The organism is Candidatus Shikimatogenerans bostrichidophilus, assembly GCF_033372575.1.
GTDB lineage: Bacteria > Bacteroidota > Bacteroidia > Flavobacteriales > Blattabacteriaceae > Shikimatogenerans > Shikimatogenerans bostrichidophilus_L.
The window spans coordinates 107,899-133,786 of record NZ_CP104094.1 but is presented as its reverse complement, the minus strand read 5'-3'; the positions used below and the strand labels follow the sequence as shown (position 1 = coordinate 133,786).

Here is a 25,888-nt window from a genome sequence, read left to right as displayed (position 1 = left end):
ATTAATTTAATAATTATATGGAAGCAGTAATTAAAATTGGTAATATTCAATATTTAATATTTCCTAATAAATTTATTTATTTAAATAAATTAAATTATAAAATTAATAAAATTATTAAATTTAAAAATAATATTTTATTGATAAAAGATAAAAATAATAAAATATTAATTGGAAATCCAATAATTAAAAATTTTATTATTAAAGCTATAGTAATAAATCATATTAAAACTAATAAAATTATTATTTTTAAAAAAAAAAAAAGAAAAGGATATAAAAAAAAAATTGGACATAGACAAATATTAACTAAATTAAAAATTATTAAAATAAAACATATTTAAATTGTAAGTAGGATAGGATAAATAATAATTTATCCATTACCTATATTATATAATGAATAAAAAAATTATTACAGGGATACAAAGTTCAGGAATTCCACATATAGCTAATATTTATAGTATTATTTTACCTACTTTATCATATATTAAATCAAAAAAAAATTATTTATTTTTTATTTTTATAGCTGATTTACATTCTATTACTAATTATAAAAATAATAATACTTTAAAAAATAATATATATAAAAATGCTGCTACTTGGTTATCATTTTTAAAATTTACTAAAAATGTATTTTTTTATAGACAATCTGATATTAAAGAAATAAATGAATTATTTTGGTATTTAAATTGTTTTTATCCATTTAATAGATTAAAATTATGTCATGTTTTTAAAAGTAATAAAAACAATTTAAATACTGGAATAATTAATTATCCAATATTAATGGCATCTGATATTTTATTATATGACATTAATAAAGTAATTATTGGAAAAGATCAAAAACAACATATAGAAATTACTAGAAAAATAGCAAAAATAATAAATAACAAATTAAAATATAATTTGTTTATTATACCTAAATATAAAATTAAATATAATTATATAATACCAGGTATAGATGGTAATAAAATGAGTAAATCAAAAAATAATATTATTAATATTTTTGATGATAAAGATAATTTAAATAAACAAATAATGAGTATAAAAACTACTAATAAATCAATAAAATCAATTAATTATGAGGAAATTAAAAATACTATATTATTAAAATTATATAAAATAATTACAAATAAAGAAGAATTTACATCTTTAAAAGAAAAAATTAAAAATAATAAAATAGGATTTTATAATATTAAAAAAAAATTATATAAATATATATTATATTTTTACGAAAAAGAAAGAAAAAAATATTATTATTATATTAATAATAAAAATATTATAAAAAATATTTTATATAATGGTTATAAAAAGGTTAATAAAATAGCTAAAAAAAAAATTTTTTTAATTAAAAAAAAATTAGGTTTAATAATATAATTTATAAATATTTTAATTATTATAATAATGAATATTTAATATTTTTATGTTTATTTAAAAATATTAAAATATTTCTATTAATTTTTATATTATTTATAATAATTTTTTTATATATATTATTAAAATAATAAATTAGAATATATATTTTTTGTTTTCCTTTATATATTTTTTTAAAATATAAAAATTTTTTTATTATCTTCTTATAGTTAATAATAATATTAATATTAATGGTTAATAACATTAATTTATAATAATTAAAAATATCATTTATATCTAAAATATTTAATATTTTTATATTATTGTATATAAAATAACATTTAATAACTATTATATTATATAATTTAATTATATTTTTATTATATAAATTATTATTAATAAATAATTTTTTTTTTTGATATAAATTATCTTCGATTAATATATAATAATTATTATTATTATTATAAATTTTTTTTATTATTCCATAAAAATAATAAAATTTATTATTTTTATAATATTTTTGTTTTAAATTATTTAATTTTAAATATATTATTTCCAATTTATAATAATATAAAGGATGTAATTTTACATAATAACCTAATATCTTTTTTTGTTTATTTATATAATATAATTTAATATATTGTTTATTAATTTTATTTTTAATTTTTAATATTTTATTAATTATTTTATCAATTTTTTTATTCTTTTTTTTTTTTAATAACAAATAATTAATTACATTTAAATCATTTTTATATTTTAAAAAATATATATATCTCTTTATTTTAAAACTATCAAAAGCACCTGATAATATTAATGATTTTATTACTTTTTTATTAATTATTTTAATTTTTATTTTATTTAAAAAATCGGTTAAAGATTTAAATGGTTTATTTTTGGCTATTTTTTTAACTGTTTTTTCTCCTAAATTATTAATTATTCCTAAACCTGATCTAATATATATTTTTTTTTCTATAATAAAATTATATTTACTAATATTTATATCAGGTGGTAAAATTTTTATTTTTAATCTTTTTGCCTCATTTATAAAACTTTCAATTTTGTTTTTGTTTTTTATATTATTATTTAATAAAGTACACATAAATTCTATTGGATAATTAATTTTTAAATATCCTGTTTGATAAGAAATATATGAATAACAAGTTGCATGTGCTTTATTAAAAGCATATAAAACAAAATTTTCCCAAGATCTCCATATTTTATTTAATTTATTTAATAAATAACCTTTTTTAATTGCTTTTTTAAAAAAATTTTTTTTAATTAAATTTAATTTATTAATATTTTTTTTTCCTATTGCTTCTCTTAAAAGATCTGCATCAGTATTACTAATACCTGATAATTTTCTAGCAATTAATATTACTTGTTCTTGATAAAGTGTTAGTCCATATGTTTCAATTAAATATTTTTTTATATCTTTAATTTCATAATGTATAATTTTTTTATTTTTTTTTCTTAATAAATATTCATATAAATTATTTATTGTACCAGGTCTATACAATGCATTAATAGCAATTAAATCTTTAAACCAATTAGGTTTCATAATATTTAATATTATTCTTATATTATCTGAATCAAATTGAAATATTCCTATTGTTTTTGAACTATTAAATAATTTATATGTATTATAATCATATAAATTAAAATTAATTGATTTTTTGTTATTTCTAATTTCTAATAAACTATTTTTAATTATATTTAATGTTTTTAACGCTAATAAATCAATTTTTAATAATCCAATATTTTCTATACATTTTTTATCATATTGTGTTAATAACAAATTATTATTTTTATTATTATACATTAATGGGATATAATTAAATAATTTTTTACTAGTTATTATGATCCCACAAGCATGTATTCCAATACATCTTATTAATCCTTCTAAGTGTTTTGCGTATTTTAAAATTTTACTTTTTATAGAATTTTTATCATTATATATCTTTCTAATTTTTAAAATATTATTAAATTTACTTAATGATAATTTTTTTTTAAATACTAAAATATTATTTTTTTTTGATAAAATTTGTTTTAATGTAAAATTATTATTTATCATTTTAGATAATTTATTAGCTTCTTTAAACGATAAATAAAATACTCTAGATACATCTTTAATTGCAGTTTTTGCACCTATTTTATTATAAGTTATAATATTTGCTACATTACCTCCATATTTGTAATAAATATATAATAATAATTTTTTTCTTCCTTTATCTTCTAAATCAATATCTATATCAGGTAATTTAATTCTTTCATTATTTAAAAATCTTTCAAATATTAATTTAAATTTTATAGGATCAATTTTAGTAATATTTAAACAATATGCTATTATAGAACCAGCCACTGAACCTCTACCAGGACCAACGTAAATATCTAATTTTTTAGCTGTTTTAATTAAATCATAAACAATTAAAAAATAATTTACAAATTTTTTATATTTTATTATTTTTAATTCTTTTATAATTCTTTTCTTTATTATATCATTAATTTTTATATATTTTTTTTTAGCCCCTTTATAAATTAAATATTTTAAATATAAATAATTAACGTTTTTTTTATTAATTTTTAATTTAAATAATTTATTAATTTTATTATAATTTCTTTTTGAAATTTTATAAATTGGTAATAAAATATTATATTTAAGATTTATATTTTTTACTTTTTTAAATAAAATATTTAAATTTTTGAAACCTTTTTTAAAATTTTTAAATTTATTTTTTATTTTTGAATATTTTTTTAAATAAAAAATATTTTTAGGAAATGTATCATTATTATTATTTATATTTTTTTTTTTTTTATACATAATAAAATTTTATAGATTTTATAATCTGATTTATTAAGATAAAAAGTTTCTTGTTGATTAATATATTTAATATTATATTTTTTAGATAAAAAAATTAAATATTTATTAACTTTTTTTTCATTTTTCAAACCATATCTAAAAATTTCAATAAATAGATTATTTTTAAATATTTTTTTCCAATATAATAATATTTTTATTGCTTTCTTAATTTTATTTTTTTTTATATAATAAGAAATTTCAGATTTTAAAGTCCCTGTTAAAAATATTAAACCTTTTGAATATTTTTTAATAATTTTTCTATCTATATAATTAATATTTTTTGTTTTTATATAACTATAAGAATTAATTTTTATTAAATTATAATAACCTTTTATATTTTTTATTATTAAAATATAAGGATATAATTTATTTTTTATTTTTATATTTATTTCACATCCTACTATACCTTTTATAAATTTTTTTTTATTTATTTTATTAATTTTATTAATTTTATTAATTTCATAATAAAAATTATATACTCCCATCATATTATTATCGGTTATGCCTACTGCTTTCATATTATATTTTATTGATTTATTAATTAAATTTTTAAATTTTATAGTAGAATTAAATATTGAATAATATGAGTGATTATGTATATTAAAATAATTTATTTTATTCTTTAATTTTATATTCTTATTATTATAAATTGGTATATTAACTAAAAACTTTTTTATATTAAATTTAAAATTAAATTTTATTAATTTATAATATATTAATTTTAGAAATACGAAAATATTAATATATATATCATATAATGAATTATGAAATAAATAATTTTTTTTTTCTTTATATAATAAATTAAAAGTATTTTTTAAACTTAAATAGTAATTATTATTTTTTATTTTTATTGTATTTATTCTTTTTTTATTTATAAAAATATTTTTAAATTTATAATTTAATCTATAATATTCTCCTATAATTATATTACAATCAAAATTAATATTATGTCCTATTATAAAATAGGATTTTTTTAAAATTTTATAAAATTCTTTTAATATTTCTTTAATTGTTCTTTTTTTTCCATATATTATATATCTATTGTTTTTATTTAATTTTATATTTTTTATATAATAATTTTTTATATCTATTAAATTATATTTATTATTATATAATTGCCATGATATTTGTATTAAACGAGGCCATTGTAAAATTTTTTCTACAATAAATTTATTATCTTTTGGTAAACCAGTTGTTTCTACATCAAAAAAAAAAACATATATGCCTAGAGCGGGACTTGAACCCGCAAAATTCATTAATTGAATAACAGGATTTTAAGTCCTGCGTGTTTACCAATTTCACCATCTAGGCGTTAGCGATAGACGGGGATCGAACCCGTTACCTTAACCTTGGCAAAGTTATGTTCTACCAATTGAACTACTATCGCTATAGTTATATTAATTAATATAATATAAAATATAATATAAAATAATTAAATAATTTTAATAATTTTTATTTATTTTTTAATAATAAATTAATTTTTTTTGTTTCTTTAATTACTTGATTAGGTATACCCGCAATTTTAGCAATATAATAACCAAAACTATTATTACTTAAACCTTCTTGTAATTTTCTAATAAATATAAAATTATTATTTTTTTTTTTTATTGTAAAATAATAATATTTTATATAATTTTTATAATTTAATAATTTATTTAATTCATGATAATGTGTTGCAAATAATACTCTAGGTTTTAATTTATTATTAATAAAATATTTTATTATTGAATAAGATAAAGATATTCCTTCATATGTACTTGTACCTCTTCCAATTTCATCCATTATAATTAAACTATTTTTTGAAAAATTATTTAATATATTAGCTGTTTCATTCATTTCTACCATAAATGTAGATTCACCCATTGATATATTATCAGATGCTCCTATTCTACTAAATATTTTATCTATTATATTAATTTCTACTTTTTTAGCAGGTACAAAACTACCAATTTGTACCATTATTACTATTAAAGCAGTTTGTCTTAATATAGCTGATTTACCTGACATATTAGGTCCAGTAATAATTAATATTTGATTATTAAAATTATCTAAATATATATTATTAGGTATATAATTATTTGTAATTTCCATAGTTTTTTCTATTACTGGATGTCTACCTTTTATTATATTAATGCTATTTAATTTGTTTTTTATTATTTTTGGTTTAGTATAATTATTTTCTTTAGCTGCTAAATAAAAAGATAATAAAACATCTAATTTAGCAATATAATATGAAATTTTTTTTAAAACTATTATTTTTTTATTTAAATAATTAATTATTTTATTGAAAATAATATTTTCATATGAAAATATTAATTTTTTAATATTATAAATGTTATATTCAAATTTATTAATTAATTTAGTAGTATATCTAATATGTAAAGATAATTTTTGTTTTTTTATCCAACTTTTAGGAATTTTTTTGTTATCACTTTTTTTAATTTCTATATAATAACCTAAAATATCATTATTTTTAATAATTAAATAATCTATATTTAATTTTTTTTTTAATTTATTATAATAATTGAATATATATTTTTTATTATTTTTTAATTTTTTTTTATATAAATCTAATTTTTTAGAAATATTTTTATTAATAAAAAATAATTTATTAAATTTATTAATTGGATTTTCTATTAAAACATTATTAATATTATTATATATTTTATTTAATTTTTTAATATATTTATATTTAAAATTAAATATTTTATTATTATTATTAATTTTTAATAATTTAAATATAATTTTAATTCTATTTATTGAATTTATTAATTTATATAATTGATTTGGATTAATTTTATTATTTGATATTTTAGATAATAATCTTTCTATATCATAAATAAATTTTAAATTATAAATAATATTAAATTTAATATTTTCTTTAATTTTAAAATAATTATCTATTATTTTTTGTCTATTATAAATTTTTTTTTTATCTTTTAAAGGAAATATTAACCAATTATTTAAAAGACGATAACCCATTGATGTATATGTATTATCTAATATATCTAATAAAGATTTTCCTGTTTTATTAATAGATTTTATAATTTCTAAATTTTTTAATGTTGAATCATCTATCCAAACATATTTATTAATTTGTATTTTTTTAATTCTATTAACATGATTTAAATTTAAATTATAATAATTATTTATATAAAATATTAATATACCAGATGATATAATACTTAATCTCATATCTTTTAAACCAAAACCATTTAAAGAAAAAACTTTAAAATGTTCTAATAATTTATTATATAAATTATTATAATTAAAAATATTATCGTCTAATAAATTAATATTTTTAATATTATTAAAGTAATTATTAAATATTTTTTTTTTACTTTTTTGTATTAAATATTCTATTGGTTTATAACAATTTATTATATGTTTAATATATTTTAAATTTCCTTCTGTAGTTAATAATTCTCCAGTTGAAAAATCAATTAATGATATACCAATTTGTTTATTATTTTTTTCAATATATAATGAAGCTACAAATTTTTTTATTTTTTTTGTTTTTGTTATATCTTCATATATAGAAATTCCAGATGTTACAATATTAGTAATTTTTCTATCTATTAAATTATCTTTTTCTATCTCGTTTTTAGTTTGATTACAAATTGCCACTTTAATATTATTTTTTATTAATTTTTTTAAATAAGTATTTAATGCTTTACATGGAAAGCCTATTAAATAAATACTATTATTATTTTTTTTATTTCTTTTGGTTAAAGTAATATCTAGTATTTTTGAACAATATATTGCATCATAACCAAATATTTCATAAAAATCACCTACTTGAAATAATAATATATTATCAGGATATTGTTTTTTTAAATTATAATATTGTTTTATTAAAGGGGTTTCTTTATACATTATTAATTATTTATTTTAATAAATAATTAATAATAATATAATATAATGATAAAATCAAACATAACAATATTAGGTTGTAATTCATCATTACCTACTAATAATTATTATCCTACTTCACAAATATTATATATGAGAGAAAATTATTTTTTAATTGATTGTGGAGAAGGCACTCAAGTACAATTAATAAAATCTAAAATAAAAATTAATAAAATAAATAATATATTTATTTCTCATCTACATGGAGATCATTATTATGGTATTATGGGAATTTTAGCAACTTATCAATTATTAGGTAGAAAAAACCCATTAAATATTTATACTCCTAATGGATTAAATAAAATAATTTATGAAAATTTTAAATGGTCTAAATCAAATATTACATATAAGTTAAATTTTATAATATTAAATTCTAAAAAATTTAAAAAAATATTTGATAATGATACTGTAAAAATATATATAATTCCTTTAAAACATAAAATATATACAAATGGTTTTTTATTTAAAGAAAAAAAAAGATTAAAAAATTTAAATATTAATAATGTAAAAAAAATAAAAGAAATTAAAATTTCTGATTATTTAAATATTAAAAAAGGTAAAGATTTTATTAAAAAAAATGGTCAAATAATACCTAATAGTTATTTAACATTTAAACCAAAAAAACCATTATCATATGCATTTTGTACAGATACTTCATATTCTCCTGAAATTACTAAATATTTAAATAAAGTAGATTTATTATACCATGAATCAACATATTTACATAATTTTAATAATACTGCTAAATTCAGAGGTCACTCAACTACTATACAAGCTGCAAATATTGCTAAGTTATCGAATGTTAAAAAATTATTATTAGGACATTATTCATGTAGATATCGTAATATTAAAGAGTTAGAAAAAGAGGCACAAAAAATATTTCCTAATACTGAAGCTTCAAAAAATTTAAAAACATATTATATTTAATTTAATAATTGATTAATTAAATCTTTATTTTTATTTTCTGAAAAATAATAAGCTATGATTTTTCTATTTAAATCTATTTTTTTTTTTTTTAATTTAAAAATAAATTTAGAATAAGAAATATTAAATTTTCTAACATATGCATTAATTCTTTGTATCCATAATTTTCTATAAAATTTTTTTTTATTTTTTCTTCCAATATAAGAATTTAACCATGATTTTTCTACTTTATTTTTAGCGATTGTATAACATCTTTTTTTAGCCCCATAAAATCCTCTTGCATATTTTAAATATTTTTTTCTTCTTTTTTTTGAAGCTACTATATTTTTTGATCTTGGCATATCCTAATTATTATTTATAATATTATTAAAATTATAAATATTTTTTTTTATTTTTTTAATGTTTCTTTTTTTTTATCTATTTTAATTGTTTTTAAAGGTAACATTATCATATAATATTTATTATTTTCTAAAACTGGATATTTTTGAATTGATCCATAATTTTTTAAATTTTCAGCGATATTTATTAAAAATTTTTTAACTAAATATTTATTATTTTTATTATTTAAATATATAATAAATTTAATTTTATATTTTTTTAAAAATAGTTTTTTAGCATTTTTTAATTTAAAATATTTATCATGATCACTAATTTTAATTGTTAATCTAATAATTTTCATATTATCTTTTTTTGAAAAATTTTTTTTATATTTTTTTTTTAATTTATAAATAAATTTATTATAATTTATTATTTTTACTATAGAAGGATTATTTTTAGAATTAATTTCAATTAGATCTAAATCTAGATTAGAATTTTTTATTATTTTTAATAAATTATCTGTTTTATATATTTTATTTTCAAATATTTTATCATTTACTAATCTAACATATTTAGATTCTATATTTTTATTAATTTTATATTTTGATAAAAAATTATAAAAATTATTATTTTTTTTTATAATATTATTAATTTATTAATTAATATAATTAATTTATATTAATATTTTTTTTTCTTATTATATTTAAAATAATATTTATAGCTTTTTTAAATTTTAAATTTCCTAATTTACCAATTTTTTTTATTCTTATAAATATTGTTTTATTTTTTTCTTCTTTATTACCTATTATTAAAATAATAGGTATATTAGTTTTTTCATAAAATTTTATTTTATCATTTAATTGTTTTTTTTTTTTATCTATTATAATTCTTATCTTTTTTTTTATTAATATATTATATATTTTTATTGAATATTTTAAATTACTATTATTAATTGGTATAATTACTAATTGATTTTTTAATAACCATATTGGTATATTACCTTTTGTATGTTCTATTAATATTCCTATAAATCTTTCTATTGATCCTAATAATGCTCTATGTATAATTATCGGATATTTACATTTGTTATTTTTATCTATATATTTTATATTTAATCTAATTGGTGTATTATAATCAATTTGTATAGTTCCTAATTGCCATTTTCTATTTAAAGAATCTTTTATAATAAAATCTATTTTAGGTCCATAAAATGCTGCTTCATTATATTTTATATAAGTATTATTATTCAATTCTATTTTTTTTTTAATTTTAATAATTATTTTTTGAGATTTTTTCCATATTTTTTTATCTCCTATATATTTATTATTATTTTTATCTTTTAAAGAAAATCTAATATAAATTTTTTTAAAATTAAAATAACTATATATAGATTTTATAGTATCTATTATATTATATATAATTTTATAAATTTTTTTTTCTATACAAAAAATATGAGCATCATCTTGAGTAAATATTCTAGTTCTAAATAAACCATTAATTTCACCACTTTTTTCATTTCTATAAACAGTACCAAATTCAAAATATTTTTTAGGCAAATCTTTATAAGTTATATTTTTATAAAATTTATATATTTCACAATGAAATGGACAATTCATTGGTTTTAATAAATAATAAATTTTATTATTTTTAGTAATTTTAAACATATTATTGTTATATTTATTTAAATGTCCTGATTTATTAAACAATTTTTGTTTAGCTATATGTGGTGTTAAGATTTCTTCATATTTTTGTCTTATATTAATATTTCTAATAAAATTTTTTATTTTTTTATATAAAAATAAACCATTAGGCAACCATATAGGTAAACCAGAACCTATATTATTTGAAAAAAAAAACAATTTTAATTTTTTTCCTAAATATTTATGATCTTTTATATTATTTTTTTTCATAATTAATTTAATTTTAAAATTAAAATATTATTATTATTAAAATTATTTAAATAATAATTATTAATAATTTTTATTTTATTAATTGTACAAATTATTTCTTTATTATTATTTAATAATAAATAAATAAAATTTTTTTCAAATGAAGTAATTTTATTTTTTTTTAATATTTTATTAATTACTATTTTTTTTTTATTTTTTAAAAAATAATCACCTTTTCTCCAATTTCTAATATATAATGGAAATTTTATTTTTTTTATATTTAAATATATATATTTATTTTTATTATTATTAATATTTTTATTATTAATAAGTTTTAAATTAATTAATAAATTATCTTCTATTTTATAGTTTCCTATTTTAGGTATTAAAATATTAATATTATTTTTTACATTATAAATTAATATTATATATTTTCTATTTCTTATTAGTTTATATTTTTTATTATTTGATAAAAAATATTTACCAGTATTAATATTTAATAAATTATTAAATATTCTTATATCTTTAAAACCAAATTTATAAAATATTTTATATAATAAATAATTATTATAATTTATTTTTAATTTTAATAATTTATTAATATTAATTTTAAATATAAAATTTTTATTTTTATTATATATTATTATTTTTTTTTTAAAATAATTAATAGATTCTTTAATAAAATTATATTCTAATTGTAAATTCTTTATTGTATTATTAATATTTTTTTTAATATTATATTTATATAATATTTTTAATATATTAGGTATAATATTATTCCTAATTATATTTCTTAAATATATATTTTTAAAATTACTTATATCATTTATCCATTTTATTTTGTTTTTAATCGCATAATTTATAATATCCTTTTTAGATATACTTATTAAAGGTCTTAATAAATTTTTAGATATTTTATTAATTGATTTTAATCCATATAATCCAGTTTTTCTGAATAAATTAATAAAAAATGTTTCTATATTATCTTCTAAATTATGTGCTAATATTATATAATTATAATTATATTTTTTTTTTAAATTCATAAACCATTTATATCTCAATATTCTAGCCGATAATTGAATAGAAACTTTTTTTTTTTTACTAAATTTTTTAGTTTTAAAATTTTTATAAAAAAATTTTATTTTATTTTGATTACATATTTTATAAATTAAATTATAATTATAATTAATATTTGATTTATTAATATTAAAATTACAATGAGCTACTGAAATATTTTTTTTATTTAATATTTTATTTAAAATATTTAATAATACCATACTATCCACACCCCCACTTATAGCTAATAAAAATTTATTATTTAATAAGTTTTTTAATAAAAAAAAATTTTTTATTTTATCAATCATATAAAATACTTATAAAGTTTTAATATTATTTAAATTTTATTATTTTAATTATATTTATTATTATATTATAATTTTTATATAATTATTGACTTGGTAGCTCAGCTGGTAGAGCATTACACTTTTAATGTAAGGGTCCTGGGTTCGAATCCCAGCCATGTCATATAATAAATAAATTAAATAGGAATGAAAAAAAAAATAATATTTTTAAGTAATGGAAATTTTAGTGTACCAACATTAAAATATTTAATAAATAATCAAAATAAATATAATTTAATTATTAAAACTATAATAACATCAAAAAAAAATATTATTAATAATGAAAATAATTATATTAAACAAATAGCATTAAAAAATAATATTAATATAATATATAGTGAACATATATATATTAAAAAAAATATTAAAACAATTATTAATTTAAAACCTGATTTATTAATTGTTATATCATTTAAATATTTAAAACAAATAATATGGAAAATACCTAAATTAGGTACAATTAACATACATCCTTCATTATTACCTCAATATAAAGGTGCAAATCCAATTAATTGGGTAATTATAAATGGAGAACAAAAAACAGGTTTAACTAGTTTTTTTATAAATAAAATAATAGATAGTGGTAATATAATATTACAAAAAATAGTAAAAATTAATAATATAATAACATATAAAAAATTATATAAATTATTATCTAAAAAAACTAAATTATTTTTAATAAAAACTATTAAAAAAATATTAAATCTAAAAAAAAAGAAATTTAAACTAGCTCCAAAAATAAATAATTATTATTCTAAAATTTATTTTAATTATTCAATAAATAAAATATCTAATTTAATTAGAGGATTACCATATAATAAACCTGCTTGGTGTTTTCTAAATACTAATAATAAAATTAAAATATTAAATATTTATAAAATAAAAATAATTAATTATAAACATAATTATTTTAATGGTAAAATCTTATTAAAGAATAAAAATGTTTATATAAGTGTTAAAAATGGATACATAAAATTATTAAAATGTAATATTGCTAATTCTAATAAAAAAATTATAAAAGATATTGAAATTTATAATGGTTTAATAAATTATAAAAATTTATTTGTATTTTAAAACAATAGACTCGTAAGGATTTGAACCTTAACTATCAGAACCAAAATCTGATGTGCTACCATTACACAACGAGTCTAATTATATTATAATAATATAATATAATATAATTAATTTAATATGTTAAAAATAAGATTACAAAGAAAAGGAAAAAAACATTATCCAATATATTCTATTGTAGTTACTAATTCGGATTCACCAAGAAATGGAAAAATAATAGAAAAATTAGGTATTTATAATCCTATAAAAAAAATTATTAATATTAATAAAAAAAAAACTATTAAATGGTTAAATAATGGTGCAAGAACAACTAATACAGTAAATTATATAATTAAATTAAAAAATATAAAATTAAAATAATTATTAAATATCTAAATTTGCTAATAAAGAATATTTTTTAATAAATTTTTTTCTAGGTTTTACTTTATCCCCCATTAAAATATTAAACAATTTATTACTTTTTTTATAATTTTTTATTATTACTTTTTTTAAAATTCTTTTTTTAGGATTCATAGTAGTTTCCCATAATTGATCTGAATTCATTTCTCCTAAACCTTTATATCTTTGAATATAAATTTTTTTATTTTTATTATTTTTAATATATTTTATTTTATCTTTTTCATTCCATATATATATTTTACTCTTATATTTTTTAATTATATATAAAGGTGGTTTTGCTATATATATATAACCTTTATTAATTAAAATTTTCATATATCTAAATATAAATGTTAAAATTAAAGCCGTAATATGTTTTCCATCAACATCAGCATCAGTCATTATTATAATCTTTTTGTATTTTAATTTTTTAATATTCAAAGTAATTTTATTATTTTTATTTTCTAAATATATTCCTAAAGCTAAAAATATATTTTTTATTTCGTTATTTTTTAATATTTTATTAATTTTAGATTTTTCTACATTTATTATTTTTCCTTTTAACGGTAATATTGCTTGAAATTTTCTATTACGTCCTTGTTTAGCAGTTCCACCTGCAGAATCACCTTCAACTAAAAATATTTCACATTTATTAGGATCATTATATGTACAATCTGATAATTTTCCTGGAATACCACTAATATTTTTATATTTATTATTATTTTTATATAATAATTTTCTAGCTTCTAAAGCAGATTTTCTATATTTAAAGGATATTATTACTTTATCTATTAATTTTTTACGATTTTTAGGATTTTCTTCTAAATATTTATTAAAATAGTAAAATATTATTTTTTCTACTATTCCTATTATTTCTTTATTTACTAAACTAGTTTTTGTTTGTCCTTGAAATTGAGGATTTATCATTTTTATTGATATTATTGATATTATCCCTTCTCTTATATCTTTTCCACTAATGTTTAAATTATATAATTTTTTATTATATTTTTTTATATAATTTTTAAAAGATTTTGTTAATCCTTTTTTAAAACCTATTATATGAGTTCCCCCATTTATAGTTTTAATATTATTAATATATGATATTATGTTTTCTTTATTAGATAAATTATATCTTATAATAATTTCAATATAAAAATTATTTAATTTTTTATTAATATAAATATCTTTATTTAAAATTAGTTTGTATTTTTTATTATCAATATAATTTATATAATCTATTAAACCATTTATATAATAAAAATGTTTTTTTATATTATATCTTTTATCACATAAAAATATTTTAATTTTTTTATTTATAAAGGATATTTCTTTTAAATGTTTATAAATTATATTATAATTATATTTTTTATATATAAATATTTCATCATCAATTATATATTTTATTTTTGTTCCTCTTTTATTAGTTTTTCCTTTTATTTTAATATTATATAAAGGGTAACCTTTAGAATATTGTTGTTCATATATTAAATTATTTCTATAAATTTCTACTATAATTTTTTTTGATAATGCATTTACACATGATAATCCAACTCCATGTAAACCACTTGAATATTTATATGAAGAATTATCAAATTTACCTCCAGCTCCTATTTTAGTCATTACTATTTCTAATGCAGTTTTTTTAGATTTTTTATAAATATCTATAGGTATTCCTCTTCCATCATCCTCAATAGTAATAGTAGTATCATTATTTATAGTGACATATATATTATTACAATAACCTTCTAAAAATTCATCTAATGAATTATCTAATAATTCAAAAAATAAATGATGTAAACCATTAATATTTACATCCCCAATATACATAGAAGGTCTTTTTCTAATATGATCAATACTATTAAAATATTTAATATTTTTTGCAGTATATTTAATCATAAATTATTTAACTATTATTAAAAATAATAAAGATTAAATATAAAATGAGGATATGGAGAATATACGAGATTGCATAAATATAAAATATATAATAATTAATATATTTAAATGAATACACTAATTTCTATAGTAGGTCCTACCGGAATTGGAAAAACTAAATTATCTATATATTTAGCAAAAAAATTTAAAACTGAAATAATATCATGTGATTCAAGACAATTTTATAAACAATTAAATATTGGTACTTCAAAACCATCAAAAAAACAATTAAAACAAATAAAACATCATTTTATAGGACATTTAAATATTAAAAATAATTATAATATTAGTTTATTTGAAAAAGAGGTAATTAAAAAATTAATAAAATTATTTAAAAAATATAAAATTATAATAATGGTAGGTGGATCAGGGTTATATGAAAAAACTATTATAGAAGGGATTAATATAATTCCAAATATAAATAAAAAAAAAAAATTAAAAATAAGAAAAATATTAAATAAAAAAAATTTAGAATATTTATTAAATAAATTAAAAAAAAAAGATATTAATTATTATTATTTGTTAAAAAATAAAAAAGATAAAAGAAAAATAATTAAAGCTTTAGAATTTAAATATTGTACAAATAAAACTATTTCATCTTTTTATTATAAAAAAAAAATTAAAAGACCATTTAAAAGATATATTAGAATAGGGTTAATAAAAAATAGAAAAAAAATTTATAATAAAATTAATAAAAAAGTTGATTTAATGATAAAAAAAGGATTAATTAATGAAGCAAAAAAATATTATAAATATAAAAAATTTAATTCATTAAATACTATAGGATATAAAGAAATATTTAAATATTTAAATAATAAATTTGATAAACATTCTTGTATTGAACTAATAAAACAAAAAACAAGAAATTATGCTAAAAAACAAATAATATGGTTTAAAAGATATAATAATATTAAATGGTTTAAACATAATAATTATAAAAAGATTTATATATATTTAAATAATAAATTAAAAAAAAAATAACTATAAAATTAAATAAATTATTAATAAGATTTACCAAATACTACTTTATTATATGATTTATTTCCTGTATATATACATTTTCCTTTTATTTTTTTATTTATTATACATCTAATAGTTGCTTTAGTTTCATTTTTTATTTTTAATTCAGTACTTTTTTTATTATCCCAATTAGATATAATAAATCCTCCTTTATTATTAATAATTTTTTTAAAAGTATTATAATTATTTGTTGTAAAAGTATTTTGTTTCATTCTATTTTTAGCTATTTTATATATATTTTTTTGTATATTATTTAAAATCTTTGAAATGTTTTTGTATAATTTATTATTAATTTTAAAATAATATTTTTTAAAATTATCTCTTCTAGTAATTTCTATATTTTTATTCTTTATTTCTTTTTTTCCTATAGTAATTCTTATAGGTATACCTAGATTTTCATATTTATAATATTTATTCCCTGGAGTTTTACCTAAATTATTATCATACTTAATATTAAATTTATTTAAATATTTTTTAATTTTTTTTACAATATTATTAATTATTTTAATATTTTTTTTATTTTTAATTATTGGTATAATAACTATATGAATAGGTGAAATTTTTGGTGGTAATATTAATCCATTTTTATCTGAATGAATCATAATTATGGCACCTATTAATCTAGTTGAAACACCCCATGAAGTAGACCATACATATTTTCTTATACCTTTTTTGTTAGTAAAAGTTACATTAAAAGCTTTTGAAAAATTTTTAGCTAAAAAATGTATAGTGGCTAATTGTAAACATTTTCCATTATTAGTTAAAGATTCAAATGAATATGTATATTCTGCACCAGAAAATTTTTGATAATTACTTTTTATACCAGAAATATATGGAATAGATAAATAATTTTTTATTAATTTTTTATATATTTTTTTTATTTTATTAATTTCTTTAATTGCATCTTTTTTATTTTTATGTGCAGTATGTCCTTCTTGTAAAAAAAATTCAGAATTTCTTATAAATATTTTATTTTTTAATTCTAATCTGACTACATTAGACCATTGATTAATTAATATTGGTAAATCTCTATATGAATGTATCCATTTTTTATATGTATTCCATATTATAGTTTCAGATGTAGGTCTTATTATTAATTCTTCTTTTAATTTTGAAGTAGGATCAACAATTATTTTATTTTTTTTTATTAAAAATTTTGAATGAGTTACAATTGCACATTCTTTAGAAAAATTTTTTATATGATTAGTTTCAATAAAAAATAATTTTTTAGGTATTAATAAAGGAAAATAAACATTTTGATGTTTAGTTTTTATTAACATTTTATTTAATTTATTTTTTATATTTTCCCATATTTTATAACCATAAGGTCTAAGTATCATAAAACCTTTAATATTAGAAAAATCAGCTAATTTAGATTTTAATATTAATTTTATATATTTTTTATTATTCATTTTATTTATAAAAAATAATTTTATTTATATAAAAATAAAAATGAAAAATATTAAAAATTATGCAAAAAATAATATATTTATATATAATTCTTTAACTAATAAAAAAGAAAAATTTATTCCTATTGAATATAATAAAATTGGAATGTATGTATGTGGACCTACAATATATAACAATATTCATTTAGGTAATTTAAGAACATTTATATTTTTTGATATATTATACAGATATTTAAAACATTTAAATTTTAAAGTAAAATATATTAGAAATATAACTGATATTACTCATTTAGAATTTAAATTTAATTTGGGTAATAAACCAATGGAAATAATACAAAAATATTTATTAAATTTTTATTTTATTTTAAATAAATTTAATATTTTATCCCCTAATATAGAACCTAGAAGTACTGGGCATATAATAGAACAAATTATAAATATTAAAAATATTTTAAAAAAAAAATTTGCTTATATAAATAAGGGATCTATTTATTTTGATATAAATTATTATAATAAAATTTTTGGAAATTATGGCAATATATTAAACAATATAGATATAAATAAAGAAGTTAATTTAAATAATAAATTTCTTGAAGAAAAAAAAAATTATTATGATTTTGCAATTTGGAAAAAATCAAATTCTGGTATGAATTGGGAATCTCCATGGGGAAAAGGAAATCCAGGATGGCATATAGGTTGTTCAACAATGAGTAATAAATATTTAGGCAATTATTTTGATATTCATGGAGGAGGAATAGATTTAAAATTTCCTCATCATGAATGTGAAATTACACAATCTAATATTATTAATAATAACCACTACAATTTAGCTAAATATTGGATACATACTAATTTGTTAACTATTAATAATAAAAAAATGAGTAAATCTTTAAATAATTTTATAATTCCTAATGATATAATTAATGGAAAATTAAAAATTACTAATTATAAAAAAATAAATCCAATAATAGTTAGATTATATTTTTTACAAACTCACTATAGAAAAATAATTAATATATCAAATAAATCATTAATTAATACTGAAAAAAATTATAAAATTTTATTTAATATTTTAAATAATATAAAAAAAATAAAACCAAATTTAAAAACATCCTCAGAGATAAACATTAATAATATATACAAAATATTTTATTTATCAATTAATGAGGATTTTAATATCCCTTTATTAATCTATAATTTATTTAAAATTAATAAAATAATAGAAAAATGTATTAATAAAAAATTAAATATTAATTTAAAGGATATTAAATTATTATATTCATTAATTAAAATATTTTTAATTGATATTTTAGGATTAAAATTTAAAAAAAAAAATAAATCTATTAATTATAATAAAATTATAAATAAAATTTATGATATTAGAAATGAAATGAGAAAAAATAAATTATATTATTATTCAGATAAATTAAGAAATATATTAAATAATTATTTAAATATAAAAGATAATAAAATTTAATTTTTAATTATTATATTTAATCCATCTCTTATTGGAATTATAATACTATTTATATTTTTATATTTTTTAATAGTATTATTAAAGTGTTTAATTGATTTTGTTATATTATCTTTATTATAATTATATATTATATTACCTTTCCATAATACATTATCGCATATAATTAATCCATTTCTTTTGACTTTATTAAATATTAATTTAAAATAATTTAAATAATTTTTTTTATCTGCATCTATAAATACAATATCAAAATTATATTTTAATTTTGGAATTACATTTAAAGCATTACCATATAATATTTTTATATTTTTATTATATTTAGTTGTTTTAAAATTGATTTTTGCATATTCTATATATTTTTTATTTTTTTCTATTGTAATTAATAATCCATTCTGTTTTAACCCTTCTGATAAACATAATGTAGAGTATCCTAAAAAAGTACCAATTTCTAAAATATATTTAGGATTTTTAAGTCTAGATATTAAGCTTAAAAATCTACCTTGTAAATTATCAGACATCATTTTAATATTCTTTTTGTTATTATAATATTTTTTTATATTTTTTAAATAAACAGGTTCGTAATTTTTTATTAAATTATTTATATATTTATATATTTTATTATTAATTATCATATTAATAATAAAAAAATAAAATAATTTTAAAAATAATTTTTATTATTATATTAATATATGTATTTAATTGGTAAAATAAAAATAATATTTGATATTCAAAGATTTAAAAATAATTTTAAAAAAAGAAGTATAATTTTAGAAACTGAAGAATTATATCCACAAAAAATTTTAATTGATTTTATCCAAGATAAAATAGATTTATTGAATATTATAAATATAAATGATAAAGTAAAAATTTATATAAATATTAGAGGTAAAGAATGGGTAAATAAAGATGGAATAACTAAATATATTAATTCTATACAAGGTTGGAAAATTGAAAGTGAAATATAATAATAAATTAAATTAAATTAAATTAAATCAGGGGAAGGTAAAAAAAATTCCCCTGTAAATTATTTAATCACCTCCTAAATATGATTTTAAAATATTACACATATTATATTTTCTTAATTTTTTTAAAGAATTAATTTGAATTTGTCTTACTCTTTCTCTAGTTAATTTTAATAATTTAGAGATTTCTTCAAAAGTCATTTTTTTATTACCAAATAATCCACAATAAAATATTATTATATTTTTTTCTCTTTTAGATAAAATCTTAAAACATTTCTTAATATCATTATTAAATGATTCTTTTTTAATTTTATTGTCAGGATTAGGAAAATCTTTTGATATAATAACATCATATAAATTAATTCCTTCACCTTCAATTAAAGGTGCATCTAATGAAATAGGTTTACTAGAATATTTTAATACATTTTCAACATCTTTTTCTTTAACTGATAAATAATTAGCTATTTCTTTTGTTGTTGGAGTTTTATGTAATTTTTGTTCTAAAATAAGAAATGCTTTATTGATTTTATTTAAAAAAGCTATTTTATTTGTAGGGGATCTTACACATTTTGAATAATCCGCTATAGCTTGTAAAATACTTTGTTTAATCCACCATACTGCATAAGATATAAATTTATATCCTCTATTAACATCAAATCTTATTGCTGCTTTAATTAATCCTAAATTACCTTCATTAATTAAATCTAATAAACTTAATCCTTGATTTTGATATTTTTTAGCAACAGAAACTACAAATCTTAAATTAGATTTAATTAATATTTTTAATGCATTTTTATAATTTTTATTTTTTATATTATTACAATTTTTTATTATATTAGTTAATTTTATTTCTTTTTTATAATTTAATAAAGGAATTTTACTAATTTCTTTTAAATATTTATTTAAAGTTTCAGATTCGTCATTATTAATTTTTATTTTTTTCATAATTTAATGATAATTTTATTTTTCCAGTATTTTTATCTATTCCTAAATATTTTACTTTTATTATATCACCTATATAAATATTAAAATTAATTTCTGAATAATGTAATAATCCTTCTACTCCTTTTGATAATTCTATAAATACTCCAAAATTTTTTATACTTATTACTTTTCCTTTATATATATTTCCTATTTTAGGAATAAAAATTATATTTTTAATAATTTTAATAGCTTTATCAATATTTTTTTTTTTACCAAATATTTCTATTATTCCTTGATTATTTTTTTCTGTAATAATTATATTAGTATCTGTTCTTGATTGTATATCTTGTATTGTTTTACCTCCTCCTCCTATTATAATTCCTATATATTGTTTAGGAATTTTAATTAAAGTTAATATAGGTGATGTAGATTTAATGTTATTTCTAGGTTTAGATAAAATATTATTCATTATATTTAAAATTTTTAATATTCCTTTTTTAGATTTTTTTAAAATTTTTTTTAATATATTTATATTCACAATATTTATATTTTTTATATCCATTTGACAAGCAGTTATTCCTTTTATAGTTCTAGTTATTTTAAAATCCATATTTCCATAATGATCCTCTTCCCCTAATATATCATATAATATAATATTTTTTTTTTTATTTTTTATTAATCCCATAGATATACCTGCCACTGGATTTTTTATTTTTATACCAGCATCCATTAATGCTAAAGATGCTGCACATACAGTTGCCATAGAGGATGATCCATTAGATTCTAATATATCTGATACTATTCTTATTGTATATGGATTATTAAGTGGAATAATATTTTTAAATGCTTTTTTAGCTAATGTTCCATGTCCTATTTCTCTTCTAGATATACCTGTTATTAATTTTACTTCTCCAGTTGAAAAAGGATGAAAATTATAATGTAAATAAAATTTTTCATTAGATTCTATTACTACATTATCAATTTTATTTACATCTAATGAAGAACCTAAAGTAACAGTAGTTAATGATTGAGTTTCACCTCTTGTAAAAATTGCTGAACCATGTACTCCTGGTAAATAATTTATTATTCCCCATATATTTCTTATATCTTTTGGGTGTCTTCCATCTAATCTAAGATTTTCATTAATTATTAATTTTATAATTATTTTTTTTTTAAAATAATAAAAATATTTTTTTATATAATACTCATTGTAGTTATTAAATAAATATATTATATACTTTAATAAAATTTTTAATTTTTTATTTCTATCTTTTTTCTTTTTATATTTTTTAATAATTTTATAAATTTTGTAATATATTAAATATTTAATTTTTTTTTTAAATATTGATTTTTTATATTTATTTAACTTATTTTGTTTAAAATTAAATAATTTTATTTTTTTAATTGTTATATATTTTTTTACTTTTTTTAAAAATTTTATTTGTAAATTAATTAGTTTAATTATTACTTTATGAGCAAATTCAATAATTTTTATTAATTCCTTATTAGTAATTTCTTTCATTTCCCCATCTATCATTATTATTGATTTTAAAGTTCCACCAATAATTAAATTTATATCTGATTCTTTAATTTGATTTATATTAGGATTAATTATAAATTTATTGTTAATTCTGGCTAATCTAATTTGAGATACTGGTCCTTTAAAAGGAATTCCTGAAATTAATAATGCGGCAGATGATGCTAAACCAGCTAATCCATCTGGTAATACTTTATAGTCATATGATAATAATGTTATTATTATTTGTATTTCGTTAATTATTTTTTTAGATAAAAAAGGTCTTATTAATCTATCTACTATTCTCATAGTTAATATTTCTTGATCTGATGGTTTTCCTTCTCTTTTAATAAAACCACCTGGTATTTTTCCTATAGCAAAATATTTCTCTCTATAATCAATTGTTAAAGGAATAAAATCACTATTTTTTTTTATTCTTTTACCTAATACTACTGTAGATAATAAAATAGTATTTCCTATTCTTAATAAAACAGAACCATCTGATTGAGTAGCAATTAAACCAGTTTCAATTATAATTGGTTTTCCTTTACCTAATAAAATTTTTTCTTGTATAAACATTTATTCTTTTATTTTAAGTTTATTTTTAATTGTTAAATAAATTTTATAATATTTTTTTTTTATATAAGTAAAAATTTTTTTTCTTTTATAAACTTTTTTAATTAAAATTCTTTCAGAATTATAATCTTTATTATTATTATTTAAATGTTTATTAATATTTAAAATTTTATTAGTTATTAAATTAATTTGATTTAAATAATAATTATATAAATATTTTTTTTTCATATTATATATATATTAATTATATATTAATTCCTAGTTGAAATAATATTTTATCATTAATTATTGATGGACAATTTAACATTATATCTTTATTATAATAATTTTTAGGAAATGGTATAATATCTTTAATATCTTGTTTATTTAATAATAATAATATTAATCTATCTATTCCTATTCCTATACCTCCATGAGGAGGAGTACCATAATCTAAAGCATTTAAAAAAAAATCAAAATTATTATTTATATCTTTTTTATTAAATTTTAATAAATAAAAAATTTTTTCTTGTAATTTTTTATTATTTATTCTTATTGATCCACTTCCTATTTCTATACCATTTATAATTAAATCATAAGCTTTTGATAATGATTTATAAGACAATTTATTATTTTTTTTTGGTGATGTGAATGGATGGTGAAAAGAATAATATTTTTTATTATTAATATCATATTTAAATAAAGGATAATCAATTAGCCATATTGGAATTAATATATTTTTTTTATATATTGCATTAAATAGTAATTTATTAATTTTATTAAATATTTTATTACAATTTATATTAGAATTATTATGTAATAATATTATTAATATATCGTATTCAGAAAAAAATTTTTTTTTAATAATATATTCAATAATTTTATTATTTTTAAAAAAATTATTAATTTTATTATTATTATCAATAATAAATATTTTATTAATTTTAATATATATTAATATTATATTTATTATATCTTTAAAATTTACATTTTTTATATTTAAAAAATTAGGTAATATAAAACTCAATATATTATAATTATTATATAATTTATTAATTATATTTTTTTTTATTTTTATTTTATATATTTTATTTGTTAAATCTGGTTTATCGGTTTTATAATATTTAATAGATTTATTATACTTAATAATTTTGAAATTTATTATTTTTTGATTAAAATATTTATTTACTAAATATTTAATTAATTTTTCTATTATATTAATTATATATTTACTTTTATTAATAAAAGACATTTCTATATCTAATTGTAAAAATTCAGGTTGTCTATCTTTTCTTAAATCCTCATCTCTAAAACATTTTACAATTTGAAAATATTTATCTATCCCACCAATCATTAATAATTGTTTAAATATCTGTGGTGATTGAGGTAAAGAATAAAATAATCCTTTATAATTTCTAGAAGGAATAATAAATTCTCTAGCTCCTTCTGGAGTACTTTTTACTAAAAAAGGTGTTTCTAATTCAATAAATTTTTTTTTAAAAAAAAATAATCTAATCTTATTAAGAATAGTAGATTTAAAAATTAAATTATTTTTTATTTCTTCTCTACGAATATCTAAATATCTATATTTTAATCTTATTTTTTTACTTACTTTAGGATTATTTTCAATATTAAAAGGTAATATATTAGATTTATTAATTAAAGTAACATAATTTACTTTTACTTCTATTTCCCCAGTAGATAATAATAAATTTTTTTTTATTCTTTCATTTACAATACCTTTTACTTTTATTATAAATTCATTATTTATTTTAAATAAAATATATTTAATATTTATAAATAATTGAGTAATGCCATAAAAATCTCTTAAATCAATAAAATAATATTTACTAAATTTTCTAATATTTTGTACCCATCCGGATAATATTACTTTTTTATTAACATCTTTTATATTTAATTCTCCACAATTATGGGTTCTATACATTTTATTAAATTTATATTATATTTATATATAAAATATAATTATTATATGTTAA

At 14.3% G+C, this 25,888-nt stretch carries 22 protein-coding genes and 4 tRNA genes; 9 read left to right on the top strand and 17 right to left on the bottom strand.

Features of this window, described 5'->3' with window-relative positions; all coding sequences use genetic code 11:
* Positions 1-17: 17 nt before the first annotated feature.
* On the top strand, positions 18-338 hold the full coding sequence (gene rplU / locus N2590_RS00740; protein ID WP_318165753.1) for a 50S ribosomal protein L21: 321 nt from the start codon (positions 18-20) through the stop codon (positions 336-338).
* A gap of 52 nt (positions 339-390) precedes the next feature.
* On the top strand, positions 391-1,368 hold the full coding sequence (gene trpS / locus N2590_RS00735; protein ID WP_318165752.1) for a tryptophan--tRNA ligase: 978 nt from the start codon (positions 391-393) through the stop codon (positions 1,366-1,368).
* A gap of 19 nt (positions 1,369-1,387) precedes the next feature.
* Here trpS and dnaE read toward each other — a convergent pair whose 3' ends face one another.
* The 5 genes from dnaE to mutS form a co-directional block, all read right to left on the bottom strand.
* Positions 1,388-4,162 (bottom strand): DNA polymerase III subunit alpha, encoded by a 2,775-nt coding sequence (gene dnaE, locus N2590_RS00730; protein ID WP_318165751.1) that lies wholly within the window; start codon positions 4,160-4,162, stop codon positions 1,388-1,390.
* Complete coding sequence (locus N2590_RS00725) at positions 4,138-5,457, bottom strand: 3'-5' exonuclease (RefSeq protein ID WP_318165750.1); 1,320 nt, start codon at positions 5,455-5,457, stop codon at positions 4,138-4,140. Before N2590_RS00725 ends, dnaE begins: the two co-directional genes overlap by 25 nt.
* Positions 5,424-5,512: transfer RNA gene (locus tag N2590_RS00720), tRNA-Leu, on the bottom strand. Before N2590_RS00720 ends, N2590_RS00725 begins: the two co-directional genes overlap by 34 nt.
* A gap of 3 nt (positions 5,513-5,515) precedes the next feature.
* Positions 5,516-5,588: transfer RNA gene (locus N2590_RS00715), tRNA-Gly, on the bottom strand.
* A 65-nt stretch (positions 5,589-5,653) separates the two neighbouring features.
* Entirely contained in the window at positions 5,654-8,077 is a 2,424-nt protein-coding gene (mutS, locus tag N2590_RS00710) for a DNA mismatch repair protein MutS (protein WP_318165749.1), read from the bottom strand.
* A 45-nt stretch (positions 8,078-8,122) separates the two neighbouring features.
* Between mutS and N2590_RS00705 the strand changes: the two genes are divergently transcribed.
* Positions 8,123-9,040, top strand: coding sequence for a ribonuclease Z (locus N2590_RS00705; RefSeq protein ID WP_318165748.1), 918 nt, complete (start codon positions 8,123-8,125; stop codon positions 9,038-9,040).
* On the opposite strand, the gene rplT is transcribed toward N2590_RS00705, so the two are convergent.
* From rplT to tilS, 4 genes are all read right to left on the bottom strand, one after another.
* A complete protein-coding gene (gene rplT, locus N2590_RS00700; protein WP_318165747.1) occupies positions 9,037-9,378 on the bottom strand; it encodes a 50S ribosomal protein L20 in 342 nt (113 codons plus the stop codon). The two genes, N2590_RS00705 and rplT, sit on opposite strands and share 4 nt — an antisense overlap.
* 47 nt (positions 9,379-9,425) lie before the next feature.
* Entirely contained in the window at positions 9,426-9,902 is a 477-nt protein-coding gene (gene infC, locus N2590_RS00695; protein WP_420095089.1) for a translation initiation factor IF-3, read from the bottom strand.
* 121 nt (positions 9,903-10,023) lie between these two features.
* The gene (gene thrS / locus N2590_RS00690) at positions 10,024-11,265 is read right to left on the bottom strand and encodes a threonine--tRNA ligase (RefSeq protein WP_318165746.1); all 1,242 of its coding nucleotides are present in this window, start codon (positions 11,263-11,265) and stop codon (positions 10,024-10,026) included.
* 2 nt (positions 11,266-11,267) lie between these two features.
* Complete coding sequence (tilS, locus tag N2590_RS00685; protein WP_318165745.1) at positions 11,268-12,608, bottom strand: tRNA lysidine(34) synthetase TilS; 1,341 nt, start codon at positions 12,606-12,608, stop codon at positions 11,268-11,270.
* 87 nt (positions 12,609-12,695) lie between these two features.
* Between tilS and N2590_RS00680 the strand changes: the two genes are divergently transcribed.
* Positions 12,696-12,768, top strand: a tRNA-Lys gene (locus tag N2590_RS00680).
* 23 nt (positions 12,769-12,791) lie between these two features.
* The gene (locus N2590_RS00675) at positions 12,792-13,718 is read left to right on the top strand and encodes a methionyl-tRNA formyltransferase (RefSeq protein ID WP_318165744.1); all 927 of its coding nucleotides are present in this window, start codon (positions 12,792-12,794) and stop codon (positions 13,716-13,718) included.
* A 5-nt stretch (positions 13,719-13,723) separates the two neighbouring features.
* On the opposite strand, the gene N2590_RS00670 is transcribed toward N2590_RS00675, so the two are convergent.
* Positions 13,724-13,794, bottom strand: a tRNA-Gln gene (locus N2590_RS00670).
* 41 nt (positions 13,795-13,835) lie between these two features.
* Between N2590_RS00670 and rpsP the strand changes: the two genes are divergently transcribed.
* Positions 13,836-14,075, top strand: coding sequence for a 30S ribosomal protein S16 (gene rpsP / locus N2590_RS00665; RefSeq protein WP_318165743.1), 240 nt, complete (start codon positions 13,836-13,838; stop codon positions 14,073-14,075).
* A gap of 3 nt (positions 14,076-14,078) precedes the next feature.
* Here rpsP and N2590_RS00660 read toward each other — a convergent pair whose 3' ends face one another.
* A complete protein-coding gene (locus tag N2590_RS00660; protein ID WP_318165742.1) occupies positions 14,079-15,989 on the bottom strand; it encodes a DNA gyrase/topoisomerase IV subunit B in 1,911 nt (636 codons plus the stop codon).
* A gap of 108 nt (positions 15,990-16,097) precedes the next feature.
* Between N2590_RS00660 and miaA the strand changes: the two genes are divergently transcribed.
* Complete coding sequence (gene miaA / locus N2590_RS00655; protein ID WP_318165741.1) at positions 16,098-17,009, top strand: tRNA (adenosine(37)-N6)-dimethylallyltransferase MiaA; 912 nt, start codon at positions 16,098-16,100, stop codon at positions 17,007-17,009.
* A 20-nt stretch (positions 17,010-17,029) separates the two neighbouring features.
* Here miaA and proS read toward each other — a convergent pair whose 3' ends face one another.
* Complete coding sequence (proS, locus tag N2590_RS00650) at positions 17,030-18,460, bottom strand: proline--tRNA ligase (RefSeq protein ID WP_318165740.1); 1,431 nt, start codon at positions 18,458-18,460, stop codon at positions 17,030-17,032.
* A gap of 40 nt (positions 18,461-18,500) precedes the next feature.
* Here proS and N2590_RS00645 point away from each other — a divergent pair, with 40 nt between their 5' ends.
* Positions 18,501-19,934, top strand: coding sequence for a cysteine--tRNA ligase (locus tag N2590_RS00645; RefSeq protein WP_318165739.1), 1,434 nt, complete (start codon positions 18,501-18,503; stop codon positions 19,932-19,934).
* On the opposite strand, the gene N2590_RS00640 is transcribed toward N2590_RS00645, so the two are convergent.
* The gene (locus N2590_RS00640) at positions 19,931-20,566 is read right to left on the bottom strand and encodes an O-methyltransferase (RefSeq protein WP_318165738.1); all 636 of its coding nucleotides are present in this window, start codon (positions 20,564-20,566) and stop codon (positions 19,931-19,933) included. The two genes, N2590_RS00645 and N2590_RS00640, sit on opposite strands and share 4 nt — an antisense overlap.
* A gap of 57 nt (positions 20,567-20,623) precedes the next feature.
* Between N2590_RS00640 and N2590_RS00635 the strand changes: the two genes are divergently transcribed.
* The gene (locus N2590_RS00635) at positions 20,624-20,899 is read left to right on the top strand and encodes a DUF3127 domain-containing protein (protein WP_318165737.1); all 276 of its coding nucleotides are present in this window, start codon (positions 20,624-20,626) and stop codon (positions 20,897-20,899) included.
* 63 nt (positions 20,900-20,962) lie between these two features.
* Here N2590_RS00635 and N2590_RS00630 read toward each other — a convergent pair whose 3' ends face one another.
* Genes N2590_RS00630 through aspS form a run of 4 tightly spaced genes read right to left on the bottom strand, consistent with a single transcriptional unit; the run spans position 20,963 to position 25,836 of the window.
* The gene (locus N2590_RS00630) at positions 20,963-21,841 is read right to left on the bottom strand and encodes a sigma-70 family RNA polymerase sigma factor (protein WP_318165736.1); all 879 of its coding nucleotides are present in this window, start codon (positions 21,839-21,841) and stop codon (positions 20,963-20,965) included.
* Positions 21,822-23,915 (bottom strand): polyribonucleotide nucleotidyltransferase, encoded by a 2,094-nt coding sequence (locus N2590_RS00625; RefSeq protein ID WP_318165735.1) that lies wholly within the window; start codon positions 23,913-23,915, stop codon positions 21,822-21,824. The genes N2590_RS00630 and N2590_RS00625 overlap by 20 nt, the downstream gene beginning before the upstream one ends.
* Positions 23,916-24,140 carry a 30S ribosomal protein S15 gene (locus N2590_RS00620; protein WP_318165734.1) on the bottom strand — a complete coding sequence of 75 codons (225 nt, stop codon included), beginning with the start codon at positions 24,138-24,140 and terminating at the stop codon, positions 23,916-23,918.
* Positions 24,141-24,156: 16 nt separating this feature from the next.
* Positions 24,157-25,836: an aspartate--tRNA ligase gene (gene aspS, locus N2590_RS00615; RefSeq protein WP_318165733.1), complete on the bottom strand. Its 1,680-nt coding sequence runs from the start codon at positions 25,834-25,836 to the stop codon at positions 24,157-24,159.
* Positions 25,837-25,888 lie beyond the last annotated feature (52 nt).